This window comes from Bradyrhizobium sp. USDA 4449 (genome assembly GCF_054056275.1).
Map to the genome: position 1 here is coordinate 6,202,001 of NZ_JBSRYD010000001.1, position 20,617 is coordinate 6,222,617.

The 20,617-nt window shown below is 64.0% G+C and carries 21 protein-coding genes and 1 tRNA gene; 8 read left to right on the forward strand and 14 right to left on the reverse strand.

Annotated features, from left to right (window positions below; genetic code table 11):
* Window positions 1–273: 273 nt before the first annotated feature.
* Entirely contained in the window at window positions 274–1,632 is a 1,359-nt protein-coding gene (gene tig / locus ACVIIW_RS28995) for a trigger factor (RefSeq protein ID WP_456703849.1), read from the reverse strand.
* Between the two features lie 181 nt (window positions 1,633–1,813).
* Window positions 1,814–1,898: transfer RNA gene (locus tag ACVIIW_RS29000), tRNA-Leu, on the reverse strand.
* Between the two features lie 154 nt (window positions 1,899–2,052).
* Here ACVIIW_RS29000 and ACVIIW_RS29005 point away from each other — a divergent pair.
* Entirely contained in the window at window positions 2,053–3,357 is a 1,305-nt protein-coding gene (locus tag ACVIIW_RS29005) for a multicopper oxidase domain-containing protein (RefSeq protein WP_456703850.1), read from the forward strand.
* A gap of 2 nt (window positions 3,358–3,359) precedes the next feature.
* Here ACVIIW_RS29005 and ACVIIW_RS29010 read toward each other — a convergent pair whose 3' ends face one another.
* Together ACVIIW_RS29010 and ACVIIW_RS29015 are read right to left on the reverse strand one after the other, a co-directional pair.
* Window positions 3,360–3,803 (reverse strand): GNAT family N-acetyltransferase, encoded by a 444-nt coding sequence (locus tag ACVIIW_RS29010; protein WP_456703851.1) that lies wholly within the window; start codon window positions 3,801–3,803, stop codon window positions 3,360–3,362.
* Window positions 3,803–5,302: an NAD(P)H-hydrate dehydratase gene (locus tag ACVIIW_RS29015; protein ID WP_456703852.1), complete on the reverse strand. Its 1,500-nt coding sequence runs from the start codon at window positions 5,300–5,302 to the stop codon at window positions 3,803–3,805. The genes ACVIIW_RS29010 and ACVIIW_RS29015 overlap by 1 nt, the downstream gene beginning before the upstream one ends.
* A gap of 380 nt (window positions 5,303–5,682) precedes the next feature.
* On the opposite strand from ACVIIW_RS29015, the gene ACVIIW_RS29020 reads away from it, so the two are divergent.
* Both ACVIIW_RS29020 and glnA read left to right on the forward strand, forming a co-directional pair.
* A complete protein-coding gene (locus ACVIIW_RS29020) occupies window positions 5,683–6,021 on the forward strand; it encodes a P-II family nitrogen regulator (protein WP_007603495.1) in 339 nt (112 codons plus the stop codon).
* A gap of 150 nt (window positions 6,022–6,171) precedes the next feature.
* Complete coding sequence (glnA, locus tag ACVIIW_RS29025; protein ID WP_092228756.1) at window positions 6,172–7,581, forward strand: type I glutamate--ammonia ligase; 1,410 nt, start codon at window positions 6,172–6,174, stop codon at window positions 7,579–7,581.
* A gap of 77 nt (window positions 7,582–7,658) precedes the next feature.
* Here glnA and ACVIIW_RS29030 read toward each other — a convergent pair whose 3' ends face one another.
* From ACVIIW_RS29030 to ACVIIW_RS29040, 3 genes are all read right to left on the reverse strand, one after another.
* The gene (locus ACVIIW_RS29030; protein WP_456703853.1) at window positions 7,659–8,417 is read right to left on the reverse strand and encodes a slipin family protein; all 759 of its coding nucleotides are present in this window, start codon (window positions 8,415–8,417) and stop codon (window positions 7,659–7,661) included.
* Complete coding sequence (locus tag ACVIIW_RS29035) at window positions 8,414–9,790, reverse strand: NfeD family protein (protein ID WP_456705303.1); 1,377 nt, start codon at window positions 9,788–9,790, stop codon at window positions 8,414–8,416. Before ACVIIW_RS29035 ends, ACVIIW_RS29030 begins: the two co-directional genes overlap by 4 nt.
* Window positions 9,791–10,118: 328 nt before the next feature.
* Complete coding sequence (locus ACVIIW_RS29040) at window positions 10,119–10,892, reverse strand: gamma-glutamyl-gamma-aminobutyrate hydrolase family protein (protein ID WP_456703854.1); 774 nt, start codon at window positions 10,890–10,892, stop codon at window positions 10,119–10,121.
* A 248-nt stretch (window positions 10,893–11,140) separates the two neighbouring features.
* Between ACVIIW_RS29040 and ACVIIW_RS29045 the strand changes: the two genes are divergently transcribed.
* Window positions 11,141–12,277, forward strand: coding sequence for an AI-2E family transporter (locus ACVIIW_RS29045; protein ID WP_456703855.1), 1,137 nt, complete (start codon window positions 11,141–11,143; stop codon window positions 12,275–12,277).
* A 63-nt stretch (window positions 12,278–12,340) separates the two neighbouring features.
* On the opposite strand, the gene ACVIIW_RS29050 is transcribed toward ACVIIW_RS29045, so the two are convergent.
* The 6 genes from ACVIIW_RS29050 to ACVIIW_RS29075 form a co-directional block, all read right to left on the reverse strand.
* The gene (locus ACVIIW_RS29050; RefSeq protein WP_035673823.1) at window positions 12,341–12,637 is read right to left on the reverse strand and encodes an antibiotic biosynthesis monooxygenase family protein; all 297 of its coding nucleotides are present in this window, start codon (window positions 12,635–12,637) and stop codon (window positions 12,341–12,343) included.
* 101 nt (window positions 12,638–12,738) lie between these two features.
* Entirely contained in the window at window positions 12,739–12,975 is a 237-nt protein-coding gene (locus ACVIIW_RS29055) for a hypothetical protein (protein ID WP_456703856.1), read from the reverse strand.
* 58 nt (window positions 12,976–13,033) lie between these two features.
* Window positions 13,034–14,254, reverse strand: coding sequence for a diguanylate cyclase (locus ACVIIW_RS29060; RefSeq protein WP_456703857.1), 1,221 nt, complete (start codon window positions 14,252–14,254; stop codon window positions 13,034–13,036).
* A gap of 229 nt (window positions 14,255–14,483) precedes the next feature.
* Entirely contained in the window at window positions 14,484–14,963 is a 480-nt protein-coding gene (gene rpsI / locus ACVIIW_RS29065) for a 30S ribosomal protein S9 (protein WP_008547917.1), read from the reverse strand.
* Window positions 14,964–14,965: 2 nt separating this feature from the next.
* On the reverse strand, window positions 14,966–15,430 hold the full coding sequence (gene rplM / locus ACVIIW_RS29070) for a 50S ribosomal protein L13 (RefSeq protein ID WP_008137961.1): 465 nt from the start codon (window positions 15,428–15,430) through the stop codon (window positions 14,966–14,968).
* Window positions 15,431–15,588: 158 nt separating this feature from the next.
* Window positions 15,589–16,017, reverse strand: a complete 429-nt coding sequence (locus tag ACVIIW_RS29075; RefSeq protein WP_456703858.1) for a PaaI family thioesterase — start codon at window positions 16,015–16,017, stop codon at window positions 15,589–15,591.
* An 86-nt stretch (window positions 16,018–16,103) separates the two neighbouring features.
* Between ACVIIW_RS29075 and ACVIIW_RS29080 the strand changes: the two genes are divergently transcribed.
* The 4 genes from ACVIIW_RS29080 to ACVIIW_RS29095 all read left to right on the forward strand — a co-directional run bounded on the left by ACVIIW_RS29080 (window position 16,104) and on the right by ACVIIW_RS29095 (window position 19,411).
* Window positions 16,104–16,928 carry an enoyl-CoA hydratase gene (locus ACVIIW_RS29080; RefSeq protein ID WP_456703859.1) on the forward strand — a complete coding sequence of 275 codons (825 nt, stop codon included), beginning with the start codon at window positions 16,104–16,106 and terminating at the stop codon, window positions 16,926–16,928.
* A gap of 19 nt (window positions 16,929–16,947) precedes the next feature.
* Window positions 16,948–17,532 carry a CoA-binding protein gene (locus tag ACVIIW_RS29085; RefSeq protein ID WP_456703860.1) on the forward strand — a complete coding sequence of 195 codons (585 nt, stop codon included), beginning with the start codon at window positions 16,948–16,950 and terminating at the stop codon, window positions 17,530–17,532.
* 138 nt (window positions 17,533–17,670) lie between these two features.
* Window positions 17,671–18,951 carry an O-acetylhomoserine aminocarboxypropyltransferase gene (locus ACVIIW_RS29090; protein ID WP_456703861.1) on the forward strand — a complete coding sequence of 427 codons (1,281 nt, stop codon included), beginning with the start codon at window positions 17,671–17,673 and terminating at the stop codon, window positions 18,949–18,951.
* Window positions 18,952–19,069: 118 nt separating this feature from the next.
* Window positions 19,070–19,411 carry a hypothetical protein gene (locus tag ACVIIW_RS29095; RefSeq protein ID WP_456703862.1) on the forward strand — a complete coding sequence of 114 codons (342 nt, stop codon included), beginning with the start codon at window positions 19,070–19,072 and terminating at the stop codon, window positions 19,409–19,411.
* A gap of 38 nt (window positions 19,412–19,449) precedes the next feature.
* Here ACVIIW_RS29095 and ACVIIW_RS29100 read toward each other — a convergent pair whose 3' ends face one another.
* A complete protein-coding gene (locus ACVIIW_RS29100) occupies window positions 19,450–20,532 on the reverse strand; it encodes a COX15/CtaA family protein (RefSeq protein ID WP_456703863.1) in 1,083 nt (360 codons plus the stop codon).
* Window positions 20,533–20,617: the final 85 nt, after the last annotated feature.

Consider the following 20,617-nt stretch of genomic DNA (forward strand, 5'->3'; position numbering starts at 1 on the left):
CAGTTCTTGCCTGCAAGTCGGACTGGATGTGCCGGTAGGCCGATGGACGTCCCGTGATGCAGGAAGTTGGTAGAGGTAGAACGCGTAGGTACCGAGAGATATAGCGCAATTCGCGCCAGACAAGTGCGGGGCGAATTAAGGCTGAATCCACCTGGCCCTTTGGGCACTTGAAGCTGATTCTCGCAAAAGGCCCAGCCGGCCATCTGCCTAGCTGAGCCTGTTCGCTGATCATCCTTAACAGAGCACTTCCTCAAAGAGACCTGCTCAAAGCCCTCAGGCTGCAGTCTTTTCCTCGTCGTCCTTGTACAGGTCCTCGCGCGAGACCTTCTTCTCGGTCACGTTGGCGAGCTCGAGGATGAAGTCGACGACCTTGTCTTCGTAGATCGGTGCACGAAGCTGGGCCAGCGCCTGGGCATTGTTGCGGTAAAAGTCCCAGACTTCCTTCTCGCGGCCCGGCATCTGGCGTGCACGCTCGATCACGGCGCGGCCGACTTCGTCGTCGGTCACGGTGATCTTGTTCTTCTCGCCGATCTCGGAGAGCACGAGACCGAGGCGCACGCGGCGGTCGGCGATCTTGCGATATTCTTCCTTCGCCTTGTCCTCGGTGGTGTCCTCGTCGGCGAAGGTCTTGCCGGCCGATTCCATCTCGGCCTTGACCGAGTTCCACATCAGATTGAACTCCTCGTCGACCAGCGAGGGCGGTGCCTCGAAGCGATGGGCCTCGTCGAGACGATCGAGCAGCGCGCGCTTGACGCGCTGGCGTGTCGCACCGGCGTACTCGGCCGTGAGCCGCTCGCGCGCCGCTTGCTTGAGCTTGTCGAGCGATTCCAGGCCAAGCGTCTTGGCGAACTCGTCGTCGATGACGAGATCCTGCGGCGCCTCGATCAGGGTCGCAGTGGTTTCGAACTCGGCCGGCTGGCCGGCGAGCTTCTCGCTCATGTAGTTCTTGGGGAACGTCACTTTCAGCGTGCGCGTCTCGTTCGCGCCGATGCCGATCAGCTGCTCCTCGAAGCCGGGGATGAAGGTATTGGAGCCGATCACGACCTGGATGCCGTCACCGGTGCCGCCCTCAAAAGCTTCACCGTTGATGGTGCCCTTGAAGTTGATGGTGACGCGATCGCCGGAAGCGGCCTTTTCGCCATCGGCCTTGGCGGCATAGCCGCGGTTGCTGTCGGCAATGCGCTTGATCGCCTCGTCGACATCCGAATCGGACACGTCGGCAACGGGCTTCTCGACCTGGAAGGTCTTGAAGTCGGCGAGCGCGATGGCCGGCACCACTTCAATCGCAACCGTGTAGGTCAGGTCGGTCTTGCCGTTCAGCAACTCCTCGACCTCGGCCTGCTCGGTCGGCATCGTGATCTTCGGCTCGGTCGCGAGCTTATAGCCGCGCTCGGAGAACAGCTGGGTGTTGGTGTCGCGGATGGTCTGGTCGATGGTCTCGGCCATTACCGACCGGCCATAGACCTTCTTGAGGTGAGTGACCGGCACCTTGCCGGGGCGAAAGCCGTTGAGGCGAACCTTGTCCTTGAGGTCGACGAGCTTGGCGCCAGCCTTGGCGTCGAGATCAGACGCGGGAACGCTGATCTTGAACTCGCGCTTCAAACCTTCCGAGAGGGTTTCTGTGACCTGCATGGCGTCCAATCTTCTTCCCGTTCGGTCCCGGCCCGCTACCCGCGTCGGGACGCTGTCATTAATCGATCCAGCGCGAGGCAAAACGCCTCAACGCCGGTGGTTCATCGAGCCCGGTCCCGGACGGAAAAACTTCCGCGCGGAGCAAGGCTCCTCAGTAATCCGTGCAAACGCTGAAAGCGCTTGGTGCGGGCGGAGGGACTCGAACCCCCACAACTTTCGTCACTGGAACCTAAATCCAGCGCGTCTACCAGTTCCGCCACGCCCGCGTGAAGTTGCATCTAGACCGGCCGCGATGCCGCGGGCGGCCGGGCTTATAACATGTGCCTGACTGTTCGCAGCAAAAAAATGGCCTGATAGAGACAGTCTCCAAGTAGGCACGATGGCTGGACTTATCCAGCGCCGCGTGGTCCGGATCGCTCCATGAAACCGCGGATTTTTGACCTGAACAGGCGCGAGCTATTGGCCGGCCTCGCCGGCTCGGCCGCAGGCCTGCTGGGCGGGGGCGCAACGCCGGTTACGACCACCCAGCTCGCCCTCCAGGCCCGTCCTGCGACACTTTCTTTGAGGCCGGATCAGCCCCCTGCACCGATCTGGGAACTGGCCGCCGTAAGCCATCTCGGCAACGTCCATCTCAGGCGCGGCGGCCGCTGCGAGCTGACTTTCCGGAACGCCCTGCCCGTGCCGCTTGCGCCCGCCTGGTACGGGCTCAATGGCGCAGCGATAGCCGATCCCTTGCGGGGCCGCGCGCCGACCGCGCCGGACGCGACGGAAATATCAATTATTTCAATACCCAACGCAGGAACCCTGGTAGCTGACTTCCGGCTGTTTGAGGACCGCCTGAAGCAGCCCGCGCGCCCGCTTCCGATCATCGCGGACGAAACCAGCCGCATCACCCTCGATCGTGACGAGGTCCTGCTGATCGAAGAGTGGCGCGTTGGGCCGGACGGCATCGCAATTCCACCGGGCCGCGATCCCAAAGACACCACCGCCGTTTACACGCTGAATGGGCAGACTTCATTCGAAGTCTCAGCCTCGGTCGGCGAGCGGTTGCGGCTGCGCTTCGTCAATGGCTCGCAACGGTCTGTTCTGGCGATCAAATTGGAAGGCCACGAGGTCCAGGTCATGGCCCTGGACGGCCAGCCGGCCGAGCCCTTTCCGGCCCGCAACGGCGCTCTGGTGCTAGCTCCCGGTGCCCGCACCGATGCCTTTGTGGATGCCGCCACATCGGCCGCGTTTCTGTTGCATGACGGCAAAGAGGCGCGCCCGATCGGCCGCCTCGCAGTATCCGGCAAGCCGGGGCAGCGCGCTCCACTGCCGCCACCGCAACCGCTCCCCTCCAACGACCTTCCGGAGAAGCTCGATCTGAAGGGGGCCCTGCGGTTCGATGTCGTGCTCGGCGCGGCTGACGCAGGCTGGACCCGGACGGCCGATTTTTCCACCGCCTCCGCGCCCGCCTTCCGCGCCAAGACCGGCCGGAGCGTCGTGCTGGCTGTGAAAAACCCCGCTCCCGTCACCGGCGTCTTCCACCTGCACGGCCATCATTTCCGACTGCTCGACCGGCTCGACGATGGCTGGAAGCCCTATTGGCTTGACACGCTCGCCATCGAGCCCGGCCAGACCCAGCGCCTCGCCTTCGCCGCGACTTCACCGGGACGATGGCTGATCGAATCCGTCCTGACGGACTGGGCCGCGCCGCGGCTGGTGCGGTGGTACGAAGTGGAGTGAGGCTAAAGGCTCGTTCGCACCCAAACGTACCGCGCGTCGGGCTCCTTCTCCTCGTTCCGCGATCCGTCTGTCTGCTCGGCCAGCGTGAACCCGCGCGCCTCGTAGAAGCGCCGCGCAGGCTCGTTGCGCTGGAAGCTCCAGAGCTCGAGCCGCTCGCTGGCACTTTTGGCTACCTCGAGGAGCTCGGTGCCGATACCGCGGCCGTGTGCAGCCGGAAGCACGTAGAGCTGTTCGATCCATCCGTCGCGAAAAGCCATGATCCCGCAGAGCTCATCGCCGTCGAAACGTCCCCAGACGCGGCAGGTCGGAAAGACGCGCTCGCGGTAGAACCAGCGATCCTCGTCGGGCGTGTGCAGCCCGACGAGCCAGGGCATCGCCTGGTCGAACGCGAGCCGATGGACTTGCGCCGCCGCGCCCATCTCGGTGAGCACGAGCGGCCGCAGCATCAGTACTCGATGCCGAGGCCGCCATAGATCCGCCGGTGCACGGCCGGCAGCGTCTCGGTCAGATCTTCGGCGATCAGGCCCGGCCCTGCTTCGCTTGCCGCCTCGCCATGCATCCAGACGCCGATGCTGGCGGCCTCGAACGCCGGCACGCCCTGCGCCAGGAGGCCTGCGATGATGCCGGCGAGCACGTCGCCGGCACCGGCGGTGGCGAGCCAGGGCGGCGCATTGGCAGCGATGGTGGCGCGCCCGTCGGGCGCGGCGATGGTCGTGTCAGGGCCCTTCAAAAGCACGATTGCACCGGAGCGCTCGGCGGCGGCCCGCACGCGCTCGAGCTTCGAGCGGCCCGGAGTCTTGTTGCTGAGATCGGAGAACAGACGCGGAAACTCGCCCTCATGCGGCGTCAGCACCACCTGGCCTCCTGACGACGACTTGATCGATTCAAACAGCCGCTCGGGATTGGCCGCAAAGCTCGTCAGCGCATCGGCATCGAGCACGACGTTACGCTGCGCCGTGATTGCGGTGTGAACCATATCGGACGTGCGCTCACCGACCCCGGTACCGGGGCCGATCACGCAGGTGTTGTAGCGAACGTCGTCGAGTAGCTCGCCGAACTCGACCACGGTGTCGACGGGACGCACCATTACGGCCGTGAGCGCGCCCGCATTGATGGCCAGCGCATCGCGCGGGCTCGCAAGTGTCACGAGACCCGCACCGGCGCGCAAGGCGGCCCGGGCGGCCAATCGCGCAGCGCCGGTTGCGGCTGCATCGCCCGAGAGGGCCAGCACATGGCCGCGGGCGTATTTGTGGCCGTCGATGCGCGGCACCGGAAAGGCGGCGCCCCAGAAGTCCGGATCGTTCTCAAATGTCTTCGGCGCAATCTCGTCCAGCACCTGCGCGTCGATGCCGATGTCGGCGACGCGCACGCGGCCGCAATGCATGCGGCCCGGCAGCAAGAGATGCGCGGGCTTCTTGCGGAAGAAGGTGACCGTCTCGGTGGCGTTCACGGCAGCGCCCAGCACGGCCGCGCTCGTGCCGTTGATGCCGCTCGGCAGATCGACGGCCAACACCGGCGCGCCATTGGCATTGATCGCCTCGATCATCGCGCGCGCCTCGTCGTGGACCGAACGGCTGAGGCCCGCGCCGAACAGCGCATCGATGATCAGCGCCGGTCGTCCGATCGCCTGCGGATTGAACGGCAGCACCGGATGTTTCCAGCCACGCGCGGCCGAGGCCGCATCGCCCTGGAGCTGGTCGCGCTCGCACATCAGGATGACCGAGACCTCACGGCCTTGCGCGGCGAGCTCGGCGGCTGCGACAAAACCGTCCCCGCCATTGTTGCCGGGGCCGGCGACGATCAGGATCGGCCCCTCCTCGACCAGCGCGTTGGCAGCTTCCGCGACCGCCTGGCCGGCGCTGAGCATCAGCTTGAAGCCGGGCGTGCCGGCGGCGATGCTGAGTTGGTCAGCCCGCTGCATCTCGGCGTTGGTTAGAACTTCCATGCCACTTCCCTGGTCCAAACGCCTTTTCAACAGGCACGCTCCGTGCCGATTCTGGCCTCCGGAACACCTGCTTGCACAGATATTGAACCGTTTGCCTATTTCGTAGTCTCAGGTATTTTGAGTCGACCGGCTCCACCTATCAGAGATGCTCGTTAAAAGGCTGATAACGCTCCAATAATCAGGGCATTTGCAACTTGGCATAGACCCTGCTTTCGAGGAAGTCGCTTCGGTTCGTCGTGCTCACTGACATCTCCTGGGTGTGGCCGGCCGGTGTTGCCGGGCTGGTCAGGCCCCGGCATAGCGAAGACAAGGTCGTGCGTTAAGAAAAGCGCATCCTGACGAAGACGTTGCTATTTGATCGAAAGGCCGGGAGGCGCGCAGTGAAGAAAATCGAAGCCATCATCAAGCCGTTCAAGCTCGACGAGGTGAAGGAAGCGCTTCAGGAAGTCGGCCTTCAGGGCATCACCGTGACCGAGGCCAAGGGATTTGGCCGTCAGAAGGGCCACGCCGAGCTGTACCGCGGCGCAGAATACATCGTCGACTTCCTGCCCAAGGTGAAGATCGAGATCGTGATCGGCGACGATTTGGTCGAGCGTGCGATCGACGCGATCCGCCGCGCCGCGCAAACGGGGCGCATCGGCGACGGCAAGATTTTCGTCTCCAACATCGAAGAGGCGATCCGCATCCGAACCGGCGAATCCGGGCTGGACGCTATCTGAGCCGGGTGCTATCCCGAATTTTGCGACACTCTGAAAGAAAAAAGGCTGCTTCGGCGGCCTGATTTCGTTTGTGCGGTTGCGCCAACTCGCCGAAAGCGAGAACGAATCTGCTCATCTGGAAACCGACCCGCAGAGCCAAAAGGGGTATGCATGAAGACCGCCAAAGACGTCCTGAAATCGATCAAGGACAACGACGTTAAGTACGTCGACCTGCGCTTCACCGATCCGCGCGGCAAGTGGCAGCACGTGACGTTCGACGTCAGCATGATCGACGAGGACATTTTCGCCGAAGGAACCATGTTCGACGGCTCCTCGATCGCCGGCTGGAAGGCGATCAACGAGTCCGACATGTGCCTGATGCCCGATCCGGTGACCGCGACGATCGATCCGTTCTTTGCCGAAACCACCATGGTCATCACCTGCGACGTGCTCGAGCCGACCACCGGCGAACCTTACAACCGCGACCCTCGCGGCATCGCCAAAAAGGCCGAGGCCATGGTGAAGTCGATGGGCGTAGGCGACAGCGTGTTCGTCGGCCCCGAAGCCGAGTTCTTCGTGTTCGACGACGTCCGTTTCTCCTCCGGCCCCTACAACACCGGATTCCGCGTCGATTCCTCCGAGCTGCCGACCAACTCCGACACCGAATATGAAGGCGGCAATCTCGGCCACCGTATCCGCACCAAGGGCGGCTACTTCCCCGTCCCGCCGCAGGACTCGGTGCAGGACATGCGCTCCGAGATGCTCGGCGCCATGGCCAAGATGGGCGTCAAGGTCGAGAAGCATCACCACGAGGTTGCTTCCGCCCAGCACGAGCTCGGCATGAAGTTCGACACGCTGACGCTGATGGCCGACCACATGCAGATCTACAAATACTGCATCCATCAGGTCGCGCACATCTACGGCAAGACCGCCACCTTCATGCCGAAGCCCGTCTACGGGGACAACGGCTCGGGCATGCATGTGCACCAGTCGATCTGGAAGGACGGCAAGCCGGTGTTCGCCGGCAACAAGTACGCCGACCTTTCGGAGACCTGCCTCCATTACATCGGCGGCATCATCAAGCACGCCAAGGCGATCAACGCCTTCACCAACCCCTCGACCAACTCCTACAAGCGTCTGGTCCCGGGCTATGAGGCCCCCGTGCTGCTCGCCTACTCCGCGCGCAACCGCTCGGCCTCCTGCCGCATCCCCTACACCGCTTCGCCGAAGGCCAAGCGCGTCGAGGTGCGCTTCCCCGATCCGCTCGCCAATCCCTATCTCGGCTTCGCCGCGATGCTGATGGCGGGCCTCGACGGCATCAAGAACAAGATCGATCCGGGTCCAGCGATGGACAAGGACCTCTACGATCTGCCGAAGGAAGAGCTGAAGCAGATCCCGACGGTCTGCGGTAGCTTGCGCGAGGCGCTCGAAAATCTCGACAAGGACCGCGGCTTCCTCAAGGCCGGCGGCGTGTTCGACGATGACTTCATCGATGCTTACATCGAGCTGAAGATGACCGAAGTCGCCCGCTTCGAAATGACCCCGCACCCGGTCGAGTTCGACATGTACTATTCGGGCTGAGGGGCTCGAACTTTCGCAACAGGCAAAAGGCGCTCCGCGAGGGGCGCCTTTTCGTTTTAGCCGGCAAGACCCTCCGACTATTGTTGCTCCCGCCGCGAAATCAAATGATCGAGCAAGCCCGTCGGGAGCGGAAATACCACGGTCGAGGACCGCTCGCCCGCGATGTCGTGCAGAGCCGCGAAGTAACGCAGCTGCATCGCCTGCGGCTCCTGCGCGAGGATCCGGCCCGCCTCGACCAGCTTTTCGGCTGCCTGCTGCTCGCCCATGGCGTTGATGACCTTGGCACGCCGCAACCGCTCCGCCTCCGCCTGCTTCGCGATCGCGCGCACCATGGTTTCGTTGATGTCGACATCCTTGATCTCGATGCCCGTGACCTTGATCCCCCAGACGTCGGTCTGCTTGTCGAGAATCTCCTGGATGTCGGCGTTCAGCTTGTCGCGTTCGGCCAGCATCTCGTCGAGATCGTGCTTGCCGAGCACCGAGCGCAGCGTGGTCTGGGCGAGCTGGCTGGTCGCGGCCATGTAGTCGCCGACCTTGATGATGGCGCGTTCCGGATCGACGATGCGGAAGTAGAGAACGGCATTGACCTTGACCGAGACGTTGTCGCGCGAAATCACGTCCTGGGGCGGCACAACCTGCACCATCACCCTGAGATCGACCTTGACGAGTTGCTGCGCGATCGGAATGAGGATGACGAGGCCAGGCCCCTTCACCCCGGTGAAGCGGCCGAGCGTGAAGATGACGCCGCGCTCGTATTCCCTGAGGATGCGAATGGCCTGGGTGAGAAACATGACGACGAGCAACGCAAGCACCGCATAGATCGAATACTCAATCATCGGAGTTCACCTCCCTTGCCGCTGGCTGGGCCGGGACGCCGGACCACCAGCGTCAAATCGACGATGTTGGCGACCTCGACCCGCTCGCCGGGCCTGAAGGCGCCGGCGCCACGCGCCTGCCAGCGTTCGCCATGCGTAAAGACGTGGCCCTCGGTCTCATTCCAGTCGAGGACCTCGGCGGTCAGGCCGCGCATGGCCTGCGCTCCGACCCGTGCCGGGGCGTTGCGGGCGCGCCGAAGCGCGCCGAGCACGACCAGAACAAAGCCGGTGAACATCGCCGCGACGACGGCAATGACCGACCATGACAGCTGGTAGCCAGGCGCCTCGACCCGGACCAGCATGAGCGCTCCCAGCACGAAGGCGACGACACCGCCAAGTCCGATCACCACGGTCGGATTGAACGCCTCGACAGCCAGCAACGCGATCCCGACCAGCATCAAGCCGAGGCCGGCGTAATTGATCGGCAGGAGGTTGAGGGCATAGAGGCCGAGCAACAGGCAGATCGTCCCGATCACGCCGGGTGCAACTGCACCGGGCGACACGAACTCGAAGATCAGGCCGTAGATGCCGACCATCAGGAGAATGAAGGCGACATTGGGATCGGTGATGACCGCCAGTAATCGGGAGATCCATCCCGGATCGACGGCTTGGATGGCGACGTCGTTCGTCGCAAGCCGCAGCGTCTTGCCGCCGGCGACCTCGACCACGCGACCATCGATCTGCCTGAGCAATTCGGCCGGATCGCGCGCGACGAGATCGATGACCTTTTCCTGCAAGGCGCCATTGGCCGAGAGCGTGGCGGCTTCGCGGACGGCCTGCTCGGCCCAGTCGGCGTTGCGATTGCGCAACTCGGCCAGGCTGCGGATGAAGGCGACGGCATCGTTCGTCACCTTTGCCGTCATCGCGTCTTTCGGCTCAGCCGTCTTGTCCTTGCCGTCCTTGTCGGGTGTGCCGCTCGGCAGGCCCGGCAGCGAACCGCCAATCTGCACCGGCGTCGCGGCCCCGATGTTGGTACCGGGGGACATCGCCGCGATATGGGTTGCGTAAAGAATATAGGTCCCCGCGCTCGCCGCATGAGCGCCCGAGGGCGCGACGTACCCGATGACAGGAACGGACGAGCCAAGCACGTCTGCGATGATCTCGCGCATGCTCGAGTTGAGACCGCCGGGCGTGTTCATTTCCAGAATCACGACCTCGGCGTGCCGCACGGCTGCAATGGCCAAGGCCTCCTTCACGTAGCTCGCCGACGCCGGTCCGATGGCTCCGTCGATCGTGACGGTGAGTGCAAGACGGCCGTTCTCCTCCGCCGCACCGGGCAGGAGGCAGAGAGCAAGAGCGACGATGTCGATCGCCGCGATGAGGGCCGCCTTCATGATCCACACGGCAAGGGCTCCCTTGCCACACATATGGTGGTCGGTTCAGGAAGCTCAATGCAGCGCGGCCACCATTGCGATTGTGCAACGCAATGGATGGAATCGAAGCGTATCGGTCGCGCGCCATCAGCAATGCCGTCGCACCGCGACCGTCGATTTTCGTTCTGCGTCTGACTCCACTTCGTTCTCAGAGAACGAATCGGAATCGCAAAAGTCGCGCGCACCAATTCTTGCCGATTGGTTTATGCCGCCCGAGATATTGCGAGCGCAGCGAAGCAATGACGATGCGGCGAGAGCGCGGCCAGAGGGTTCTCGCCGAACGCTCGGCCTACGCCGCAGCCCTCTGCTTCGCCACCATCGCTTCGCCGAAGGCCTCGAACAGCTTGCGATTGATTGGATTGCGCTGGGGATCGTATTCGGCGTGCCATTGCACGCCGAGCGCGAAGCTCGAGGCTTCCGCGATGCGGATGGCTTCGATGGTGCCGTCCTCGGCGACGCCTTCGATCAACACGCGCTTGCCGGGATCGAGGATGCCCTGCCCGTGCAGCGAATTGACCCGGATCTTCTCGCAACCGAGCAGCTTTGCGAAGGCGCCGCCCGGCGTCAGGTCGACATCGTGACGGTCGGCGAACACCACGGTCGGATCGGGATGGATCTCGCCATTCTCGAGTCGGGGCATGCGGTGGTTCATGCGGCCGGGAATCTCGCGGATCTCGGGATGCAGCGAGCCGCCGAAGGCGACGTTCATCTCCTGCAGGCCCCGGCAGATGCCGAACAGCGGGATACCACGCGAGACGCAGGCGACCGAGAGCGCCAGCGCGACCTCATCGCGGTGAATGTCGTAGGGCTCGTGCTTCTCGCAGGGGTCCATGTTGAAGCGGGTCGGATGGACGTTGGCGCGGGCGCCGGTCAGAACGATGCCGTCGACGGTATCGAGCAGTGCGCCGATATCGGTGATGTCAGGGGAGCCCGCGAACATCACCGGCAAGCCGCCGGAGACCTCGGCCACGGCGCGCAAATTGCGTTCGCCGACCATTTGCACCTGAAATCGATTTTCGACGCGATGGGCGTTCCCGATCACGCCGACGACCGGCTTTCTCATCTCCCGTTCCGACCTCCCCGCCGAAGAAGATTCTCCAAACATGCCCCCCGCATGGAACAAATTCAACAGAGCGGATCGCGGGACGGCAATGCTATTTTCGCGCAAATGCCCCTCTCCCGGCCCCCCACGGCCCGCGGCGTTGAGTTTTGGCCCTCGCGGACTGTCCAAGCCGGGGTGCACGGCCAGGCTTGATCACGGCTCAGATTTCGCGAAAGAGTGCTTCCCGCGCGCTTCGCAGAGGACACGACGTGACCGCCTCCAGAGATGAACAGGCCAGAACCCGCTCTGATCTCGCCTGGGCCATTGCCGTCGGCGGCATCGCCGTGGTGCTGTTCACGGCGGCGCTGCTCTTCACTTGGTACTTTGCCGCCACCCTGCTGCTGATTTTCGCCGGCATGCTGCTCGGCGTCGGGCTCAACGCACTCACCAACGCGCTCGGCCGCCGTGTCCGGCTGCCGCATGCCGTGCGGCTCGCGATCGTCTGCGTCGCGCTGGCCGCCATGCTGTCCGGTGTGGCCTATCTCGGCGGTGCAACCATCGCCGAGCAGTCATCCCTGCTGAGCAACACCATCAAGTCGCAGATCGGCAATGCGAAGTCCTTCCTGGACAATCACGGAATCGACACCAGCTTCTTCGAGTTCGGCAACGGTGCATCCGACACCGCGGCCAGTACGCCGGACTCCACCCCTTCGCCGGCAGCGCCCTCGCGCGGCCCGTTATCCGGCGCCGGCGCGCTGGCCTCCAGCGGAGGAGCGATCGTGAGCCAGACTTTCAAGCTGCTGCTCGGCACCATCCACGGTGTTGGAAACATCTTCATCGTGCTGTTTCTGGGCCTGGCCTTCGCCGCGCAGCCCGGCGTCTATCACGATGGCCTGCTGTTTCTCGCCCCGGCCAGGCACCGCATGCGCGCGACCCTGATCATCGACCACATCGGCGAGACGCTGGAGCGCTGGCTGATCGCGCAGATCATCGTGATGCTCGCAGTCGGCGCGGTGACCTGGATCGGGCTTGCCCTCATCGGCATCCCCGGCTCGTTCATCCTGGGAATTCAGGCCGGCCTGCTCGCCTTCGTCCCGACCGTCGGCGCCATCATCGCGGGCGTCGTGGTGGTGCTGGCGAGCCTCGCCTCGGGTTGGATCCCCGCGTTATCGGCGTCGATCCTGTTCCTCGGCGTGCACGCGATGGAGAGCTACGTGCTGACGCCGATCCTCCAGCGCCAGGCGCTGGACATCCCGCCGGCCACGCTGTTCGCGTTCCAGATCCTGCTCGGCGTCGTCTTTGGAATCTGGGGCCTCGCGCTGGCGCTGCCACTGGTCGCCATCGCCAAGGTCGTGATCGACCATTTCAAGACGTATGAGGCGCCGCCCCTTGCGGAGGCGGCGTAGAGCACGATCCGGAAAAGTGTGCAGCGGTTGTCGGAAAAGATAATGCTGCCAAAATGAAGCGCCTCAGGTCGTCAGCACGGTCTCGGTGTGCTCGACCTCCGGAGGTGAAGCGAAATACTGGCCGACGAGGCCGCGCCATTCGGTGAAATTCTCGGAGCCGCGGAAGTCGACGGTGTGGTTCTCCAGCGTCGCCCACTTCACCATCAGCCGGTAGCGCTGCGGCTTCTCGATCGATTTGTGCAGTTCGAAACCGTGAAAACCCTTGGAGCGGCCAAAGGCGGCCTTGGCCTTGGCGACAGCGGCCTCAAAATCCTTCTCGCTGCCCGGCTTGACGTCGATTTGCGCGATCTCGGTGATCATTGGTTTCCACCCCGTTGTTTGGTGACTGGTGTCTAACGCACCCGCGACCAAAGAAAAAGGCGCCGAAATGGCGCCCTGCCCCACCGAAAATACGTCGCTCCTCAGGCAAACAGCAGCACGGTTCCGGCAACGACGAGCACACAACCAAGAAACAGCCCGATCGGCCAATAGCCGCGGGTCTGCGCGTAGCGTCCTTGGGCGCGCCGTTCGGCGATCAAGGCGCTCTCGTATTCGTCCGCGGTCGAGAACAGACAGGCAAAGCCGCCGCGTGCCGAGCTTGCGGCGGCTTCGAGCGACATCAGGGCAGCTTGCGGGTTCTGTCGACGGATCGATTCCATGACCGCAATGGTAGGAACCGAATGGTAAACGGAGGATTACCCGCACGCCTTAACCACGTCAGGCCGTCGCCGGCTGCATCTTTGGGACACTGGTCCGCGCCGCGCTCTGGCGGCGCCAGTTTTCCAGCGACAGCGGCAGCTCCTCAGCCGCCTCGACGCGGTTACGGCCGCCGCGCTTGGCCTGGTAGAGCGCGGTGTCGGCCGAAGCCAACAGCACCTCGAGCTCGGTCCCGGCGGGACCGCCCGCGACACCAATGCTGACGGTCGTATCGACCGCGCGCTCGTCGACCACGATGCCCGACGTCTCGAACGCCTCGCGCACACGCTCGGCGACCAGGACACCCTCCTCCAGCGCGCAAGGCAGCAGCGCGGCGAATTCCTCGCCGCCGATGCGGCCCGACAGGTCCGAGATGCGCAGATTGTTGACGACCACGGCGGAGAACAGTTTCAGCATCTCGTCGCCGGCGGGATGGCCGAAGCGGTCATTGATCGACTTGAAATGGTCGATGTCGAAGATCATCACCGTCACCGGGCGGCCGCCCTTGGCCTCGCGCTCGATCATGCGCCCACAGGCTTCCGAGAAGCCGCGACGGTTGAGCATGCCGGTCAGCGGATCGGTCGACGCGGCGGTGCGGTGCGCGGTGACGGTGCGCTCGGACACCAGCATGAAGATCACGAACACGGTGCCGACGGCATAGAGCACGAGCTCGACCGCGAACACGGTGACCCAGATGCTGCCGGAGAAACCCGCGTCGTTCGGGCGCAGCAAGCCGCCGAGCAGGATCGGCAGCATCAGCACGCAGCCATGCATCACCGGCACGACGAAAGCCGGCCAGCGCCGTTGCAGGCTCTTGCGCCGTTCGACCCAGAGCTCGCTCGCGGTCAGCGCCGCATAGACCGAGACGATGCCGGCACCGATCGACATGCGCAGCATCGATGCGGCGGGATCGAGCAACGTCACGGCCGCGACCCAGGCAAGCGCGCCGAGCACGAGACCCGGCCAGTTCGGCTTGCGGCCGTGGAAGACGCGCGCCGCATTCCAAACCATGCCGCAGGCGACGAAGCCGACGGCGTTCAGCGCGAGATAGAGATGCGGGCCGAGCTTGTCGCCGGCCGCCGTCCACAGCGCCACCGAGGCCGCGCCGAGCAGATAGGCGGTGCCCCACCATTTCAGCGCGGGGCTGTTCTCTTGTCTGCCGAAAAACACCATCATGGCGCCGAGCAACGCGGCGATCATCGTGGCGACCAAATACAGCGTGATGCTATCGAGCGACATCATGTCGGCCCCCTGTTGAACATAGCAGTTACGCGATCGGCAAATCCGATTTGCGCGCCCTTCCAGATGCGACGCTATGTCCCGCGAGTTCCATTCAGGTTTTCACGCGAGGCCAAGTTTTCGGGAAACACGTCATCAATTTGCGTACAAACGAACAACAAAAAAGGCGCTGAAATCAGCGCCTTTTTGCATCTCATTGAAGCCGCTTTCGCGGCGAATGTGACCGAAGCGATTAACGCTTCGAGAACTGGAAGGACCGGCGGGCCTTGGCCTTGCCGTACTTCTTGCGCTCGACCACGCGGGAGTCGCGGGTGAGGAAGCCGCCCTTCTTGAGCACGCTGCGCAGCTCGGGCTCGAAATAGGTGAGAGCCTTGGAGATGCCATGGCGCACGGCACCCGCCTGACCGGACAGACCGCCGCCCGCGACGGTGCAGATCACATCATACTGGCCGGAACGCGCGGCCACGGAGAACGGCTGCTCGATCATCATGCGCAGCACGGGACGAGCAAAATAGACCTCGACCTCGCGCGAATTGACGGTGACCTTGCCGGCGCCGGGCTTGATCCAAACGCGGGCGACCGCGTCCTTGCGCTTGCCGGTGGCGTAGGCGCGGTTGAACTTGTCGACCTTCTTCTCGTGCTTGGGCGCGTCGGGCGCCGCGGCGGTCTTGAGCTGCGAGAGCTGATCGAGCGACTGAATGGATTCGGCCATGATTATGCGGCCCTCGTGTTCTTGCGGTTCAACTTGGCGATATCGATCTTCTCGGGCGTCTGGGCCTCGTGCGGATGATCGGCACCGCCGTAAACACGAAGGTTGCCCATCTGGACGCGGCCGAGCGGACCACGCGGGATCATGCGCTCGACGGCCTTCTCGAGCACGCGCTCGGGATGCTTCCCTTCAAGGATCTGGCGCGCGGTGCGCTCCTTGACGTGACCGACATAGCCGGTGTGCTTGTAGTAGGTCTTCTGCTCGCGCTTGCGACCGGTGAGGACCGCATGCTGCGCATTGATGATGATGACGTTGTCACCACAATCAACGTGAGGGGTGTAGGTCGGGAGGTGTTTGCCGCGCAGGCGCATGGCAACGATGGTGGCGAGGCGGCCGACGACCAGACCCTTGGCGTCGATCAGCACCCACTTCTTCGTCACCTCAGCCGGCTTTGCCGAAAAGGTTTTCATGTCAGAGTTTCCGTGGACGGGGAGCATCGGCGCGAACACCGCACCGGACTGGGCTGGTTTCTAGAGCAGAGACGCGCGACGGTCAACGCCCAACAGCCGGAATTACTTTAACCATTTCAATAACTTAAAAATATGGTGCGATATTACCTACGAAAAGATCAAACATTTGGAATGGAATAGGTCGAGGTGACGTGGGCGATCGGATCGGGCGACGTGCCGGACAGCAGGTTGACCTCCCCGACCGCGAGACGCTTGCCGAGCTTGAGCAGCCGCGCCTCCGCCAGCACGTCCTGCCCGGGCTGACCCTTGCGCAGGAAATTGATGTTGAGATTGGTGGTCACCGCGAGCCCGATCGGGCCGATGGCTGACAGGAGCACCACGTACATGGCGAAATCGGCCAACGCCATCAGCGTGGGGCCGGACACGGTTCCACCCGGCCGCAGCATCCGTTCGCTGAAGCGCTGGCGCAAAAGACAGGTCTGGCCGTCGGCGCTCTCGATCGTGATGTCGTCGCCGCCGAAGGCCTGGGGAAACTCGTCACGGAGAAACCGCTCGACCTCCGCCACGCTCATTTTCGCTGCCGCCATGCTGTTCCCCACCCTCGCTTCGCGTCGCCTGCTGCATTAGGTTATCTGCATCATCTCACTGTAATAATCCAACCGGAAACGCCGCAATGTCAGCCCAGGCCGCCCGCGCCCCCTCGCCGCATCAGCCAATTCTGCTGCGCGACATGGTCGGCTCCATCGCAGTGCTGACCCTCAACCGGCCGGCCGCGCGCAACTGCCTGTCGACCGCGATGATCGCCAGCCTGCATGCCGAGCTCGATGCGATCCGCGACGACAGGGCCGTCCGCGGCGTCGTGCTTGCGGCCAACGGCCCCGCCTTCTCAGCCGGTCACGACATCAAGGAGCTGACCGCGCGCCGAGCCGATCCCGATCGCGGCCGCGCCTTTTTCGCGGAAACCATGAACGCCTGCAGCGCGATGATGCAGGCCATCGTGCATCTGTCCAAGCCGGTGGTCGCCTCCGTCCAGGGCATCGCGACCGCGGCCGGCTGCCAGCTCGTGGCCAGCTGCGATCTCGCGATCGCCTCCGAAACCGCAAGCTTTGCCACGCCCGGCGTCGACATCGGCCTGTTCTGCTCGACGCCGATGGTGGCATTGTCGCGCAACGTGCCGCGCAAGCAGGCGATGGAGATGCTGCTGACGGGCGAGGCGGTCCCGGCCGCGCGCGCGCGCGAGATCGGCCTCGTCAATCGCGTCGTCGCTGCGGGCACCGAGCGCGACGCGGCGATTGCGCTGGCGCAGCAGGTCGCGCTGAAATCCGCCTACACCATCAAGCTTGGCAAGGAAGCGTTCTACCGCCAGGCCGAGATGAGCCTTGCGGATGCCTATCGCTATGCGGCAGCGGTGATGACCGAGAACATGATGGCCCGCGACGCCGAAGAAGGCATCGGCGCTTTCATCGAGAAGCGCACGCCGACATGGCGGGATGAGTGACGAGAAAAAAAGACGAGTGATGAACCACGACTCCTACCCCGACAACTACATCCGCAGCATCCTCAACAGCGTGAAGTCGATCGCGATGGTCGGCGCCTCACCGGTCAACGTGCGACCGAGCTATTTCGCATTCAAGTATCTGGCGCAGCGCGGCTACGACATGATTCCCGTCAACCCCGGCCATGTCGGCAAGGATCTGCTCGGCAAGCCGTTCGTCGCCACGCTGCGCGACATCGGCCGTCCCGTCGACATGATCGATATCTTCCGCAATTCCAGCCACATCATGCCGGTTGTCGAAGAAGCCCTCACGCTCGATCCGCTGCCCAAGGTGATCTGGATGCAGCTTGGCGCACGTGACGATGCGGCGGCGGAAAAGGCCGAGGCCGCGGGCATCAAGGTCGTGATGAATCGCTGCCCAAAGATCGAATATGGCCGGCTGTCGTCGGAGATTTCCTGGATGGGCGTCAATTCGCGCACGCTGAGCTCCAAGCGCGCACCAGCGCCGACGCAAGGCATGCGCCTGTCCCTCAATCGAATGAGCGTCGGCGGCGGCGACACTGCGGCTTCGGATCGCGCGGCCAAAAACAAGAGCGAGCAAAGCTGACGCAATCGCGAAGGATTCGTTTTGCGAACGCGTCAATGCGTAGCACGATCGTTGCAATGTGAAGCCGCGGCTTGACGCCGGGCGCGGCGCCGATCAGCATGCCGGGCGATTTCAGATCACAAGAACAGGACGCCCTCAATGAGCGATCGCCTTCCGGGATTTTCGACCCTCGCCGTGCATGCCGGTGCACAGCCCGATCCGACCACCGGTGCGCGCGCGACTCCGATCTATCAAACGACGTCGTTCGTCTTCAACGACGCCGACCACGCCGCCTCGCTGTTCGGCCTGCAGGCGTTCGGCAACATCTATACCCGCATCGGCAACCCGACGAATGCCGTGCTGGAAGAGCGCGTTGCTGCGCTCGAGGGCGGTACCGCCGCGCTTGCCGTGGCCTCGGGCCATGCCGCGCAGGTCGTGGTGTTGCAGCAATTGCTCCAGCCCGGCGACGAATTCATCGCCGCGCGAAAACTTTATGGCGGTTCGATCAACCAGTTCACGCATGCCTTCAAGAGCTTTGGCTGGAACGTCGTGTGGGCCGATCCCGATGATATCGCAAGCTTCGAGCGCGCGGTGACGCCGCGCACGAAAGCGATCTTCATCGAGTCCATCGCCAATCCCGCCGGCAGCATCACCGATATCGAGGCGATCTCGACGGTCGCACGCAAAGCGGGCGTGCCGCTGATCGTCGACAACACGCTGGCCTCGCCGTATCTGATCCGGCCGATCGACCACGGCGCCGACATTGTCGTGCACTCGCTGACCAAGTTCTTGGGCGGCCACGGCAATTCGCTCGGCGGCATCATCGTCGATGCCGGCACGTTCGATTGGTCGAGCGGCGGTAAATATCCGATGCTGTCGGAGCCGCGACCGGAATATCATGGCATCCGCCTGCAGGAGACATTTGGCAATTTCGCGTTCGCCATCGCCTGCCGCGTGCTGGGCCTGCGCGACCTCGGACCCGCGCTGTCGCCATTCAACGCGTTCATGATCCTCACCGGCATCGAGACGCTGCCGCTGCGGATGCAGAAGCACTGCGACAACGCCAAGGCGGTTGCCGAATTCCTCGCCGGCCATCCGGCGGTGGCCTCGGTGAACTATGCGGGCTTGGCAAGCGACAAGTACAACCAGCTCGCGCGCAAATACGCGCCGAAGGGTGCGGGCGCCGTGTTCACCTTCAGCCTGAAGGGCGGCTACGACGCCGGCGTCAGCCTGGTGTCGAAACTGCAGCTGTTCTCGCACCTGGCCAATGTCGGCGACACCCGCTCCCTGGTGATCCACCCGGCCTCGACCACCCATAGCCAGCTCGACGACGCCGCCAAGACCAAGTCCGGAGCGGGCCCCGACGTGGTCCGGCTCTCGATCGGCATCGAGGACAAGGAAGACCTGATCGCCGATCTGGAGCAGGCGCTCGGAGCTTGACTGCCCCGTTCCGGGGCGGTGCTCAAAACCGCCCCGGAACGACGGCCTCGTTAACAGTCATTAACCACACCTGCCCCATACATCGTCCTTGGATCGCCCCCTTGATTCGGAGCCGACGATGCTGCGCTGGACGGTGCCTGCCCTGGCGGTGATGCTGACGGTTTCAGTTGCAGATGCCGCCGACTTGTCGGCCCATCCGAAGCGGCGCGTCGCCGCGCCGCAGGAACCGCCGAAGGTCTACGTCGAGACCGATCCGGATGCGCTGATCTCGCCGGCCTATGGCATCGGCAGCTACATCCGCAATCTGCCAGGCACGCCGCTGTTGCCGGGCTCCCATACGCTGCCGGGCTATTACGGCCGCCCGTGGGACTACGACTATCAGGGTTCGTATTACGGCGGGAAGCAGGTCGATTATTTCTGGCGCCTGCCCTACGCGTGCGGCATCTACGGCTATTGCTGATGAGCCGGGCTGATGGTGATCAGCCGGGCTGATGGTGATCAGCCGGGCTGACCGAGCGGAACCGCACGCGGCTGCTCTTGCGCGCTCTGCCGCGACGCCAGCCGCTCCGCCTGCATCACCGCCAACGTCAACACGACGATCGCAACGGCCTGGTGCGACAGCGCGATGTCGATCGGCACCTGATTGAGCAGCGTGAGGATACCGAGCACCGCCTGCACGCTGACGGCTGCGAACAACCAGAGCGCGCCGCTTGCCGCTGAACCCGCACGTGAACGCACCGCGTCGAATGCGTGCAGCGCCGCCAGTGTGAACAGCAGGTAGGCCGTCATGCGGTGCTCGAACTGCACCGTCAGCACATTGTCGAACATGTTGCGCCACCACGGCGTCTCGAACCACAGCCGTTCCGTCGATGGAATGAACGCGCCGTCGATCAGCGGCCAGGTGTTGTAGGCGCGCCCTGCGCGCAAGCCCGCGACCAGCGCGCCGAAATAGATCTGGATGAAGGTCACGATCACCAGCACCGCGCCCGTGAACCGCAACCGCGCCGGGACCGAAATCTGCGGCCGATCGGCAAGCCGCCGCACGGTCCAGACGATGCCGGCAAAGATCAGCAGCGCCAGCACCAGATGGGTCGCCAGGCGATATTGCGACACCTCGACCCGCTCGGAGAGGCCAGACGCCACCATCCACCAGCCGACCGCCCCCTGGAGACCGCCGAGCGCGAACAGCAGCCACAGCCGCCGCTTCAACTCACCGGAGAGACCGCCGCGCCACAGGAAGAACAGGAACGGCAGCAGAAAAGCGACGCCGATGAAGCGGCCGAGCAATCGGTGGCTCCATTCCCACCAGAATATCTGCTTGAACTCGGACAGGCTCATGCCGGCATTGAGTTCGCGATATTGGGGAATCTTCTTGTAGGCCTCGAAGGCGTCGGTCCACTGCGCCTCGGACAGTGGTGGAACACTGCCGGTGACCGGCTTCCACTCGACGATCGACAGGCCGGATTCCGTCAGCCGCGTCGCGCCGCCGACCAGCACCATCAGCGCGATCAAGGCGGCCACCGAGATCAGCCACCAGCGCACGGCGCGGTGCGGATGGGTCGGGGCGGAAACCATTGTCATTTCAGGGGTGAAACCAAGCCTTGAACCGAAGAGACTTGAACCGGACTGCGTGCCCCTTATAGTCCCCCGCGCCCGCAGCGCAAGT

Excerpts from the sequence above, each read along its gene's own strand:
- tig (WP_456703849.1), bottom strand. The coding sequence starts at position 1,632 with ATGCAGGTCACAGAAACCCTCTCGGAAGGTTTGAAGCGCGAGTTCAAG.
- ACVIIW_RS29005 (WP_456703850.1), top strand. The coding sequence starts at position 2,053 with ATGAAACCGCGGATTTTTGACCTGAACAGGCGCGAGCTATTGGCCGGC.
- ACVIIW_RS29010 (WP_456703851.1), bottom strand. The coding sequence starts at position 3,803 with ATGCTGCGGCCGCTCGTGCTCACCGAGATGGGCGCGGCGGCGCAAGTC.
- ACVIIW_RS29015 (WP_456703852.1), bottom strand. The coding sequence starts at position 5,302 with ATGGAAGTTCTAACCAACGCCGAGATGCAGCGGGCTGACCAACTCAGC.
- glnA (WP_092228756.1), top strand. The coding sequence starts at position 6,172 with ATGAAGACCGCCAAAGACGTCCTGAAATCGATCAAGGACAACGACGTT.
- ACVIIW_RS29030 (WP_456703853.1), bottom strand. The coding sequence starts at position 8,417 with ATGATTGAGTATTCGATCTATGCGGTGCTTGCGTTGCTCGTCGTCATG.
- ACVIIW_RS29035 (WP_456705303.1), bottom strand. The coding sequence starts at position 9,790 with ATGAAGGCGGCCCTCATCGCGGCGATCGACATCGTCGCTCTTGCTCTC.
- ACVIIW_RS29040 (WP_456703854.1), bottom strand. The coding sequence starts at position 10,892 with ATGAGAAAGCCGGTCGTCGGCGTGATCGGGAACGCCCATCGCGTCGAA.
- ACVIIW_RS29050 (WP_035673823.1), bottom strand. The coding sequence starts at position 12,637 with ATGATCACCGAGATCGCGCAAATCGACGTCAAGCCGGGCAGCGAGAAG.
- ACVIIW_RS29055 (WP_456703856.1), bottom strand. The coding sequence starts at position 12,975 with ATGGAATCGATCCGTCGACAGAACCCGCAAGCTGCCCTGATGTCGCTC.
- ACVIIW_RS29060 (WP_456703857.1), bottom strand. The coding sequence starts at position 14,254 with ATGATGTCGCTCGATAGCATCACGCTGTATTTGGTCGCCACGATGATC.
- rpsI (WP_008547917.1), bottom strand. The coding sequence starts at position 14,963 with ATGGCCGAATCCATTCAGTCGCTCGATCAGCTCTCGCAGCTCAAGACC.
- rplM (WP_008137961.1), bottom strand. The coding sequence starts at position 15,430 with ATGAAAACCTTTTCGGCAAAGCCGGCTGAGGTGACGAAGAAGTGGGTG.
- ACVIIW_RS29075 (WP_456703858.1), bottom strand. The coding sequence starts at position 16,017 with ATGGCGGCAGCGAAAATGAGCGTGGCGGAGGTCGAGCGGTTTCTCCGT.
- ACVIIW_RS29080 (WP_456703859.1), top strand. The coding sequence starts at position 16,104 with ATGTCAGCCCAGGCCGCCCGCGCCCCCTCGCCGCATCAGCCAATTCTG.
- ACVIIW_RS29085 (WP_456703860.1), top strand. The coding sequence starts at position 16,948 with ATGAACCACGACTCCTACCCCGACAACTACATCCGCAGCATCCTCAAC.
- ACVIIW_RS29090 (WP_456703861.1), top strand. The coding sequence starts at position 17,671 with ATGAGCGATCGCCTTCCGGGATTTTCGACCCTCGCCGTGCATGCCGGT.
- ACVIIW_RS29095 (WP_456703862.1), top strand. The coding sequence starts at position 19,070 with ATGCTGCGCTGGACGGTGCCTGCCCTGGCGGTGATGCTGACGGTTTCA.
- ACVIIW_RS29100 (WP_456703863.1), bottom strand. The coding sequence starts at position 20,532 with ATGACAATGGTTTCCGCCCCGACCCATCCGCACCGCGCCGTGCGCTGG.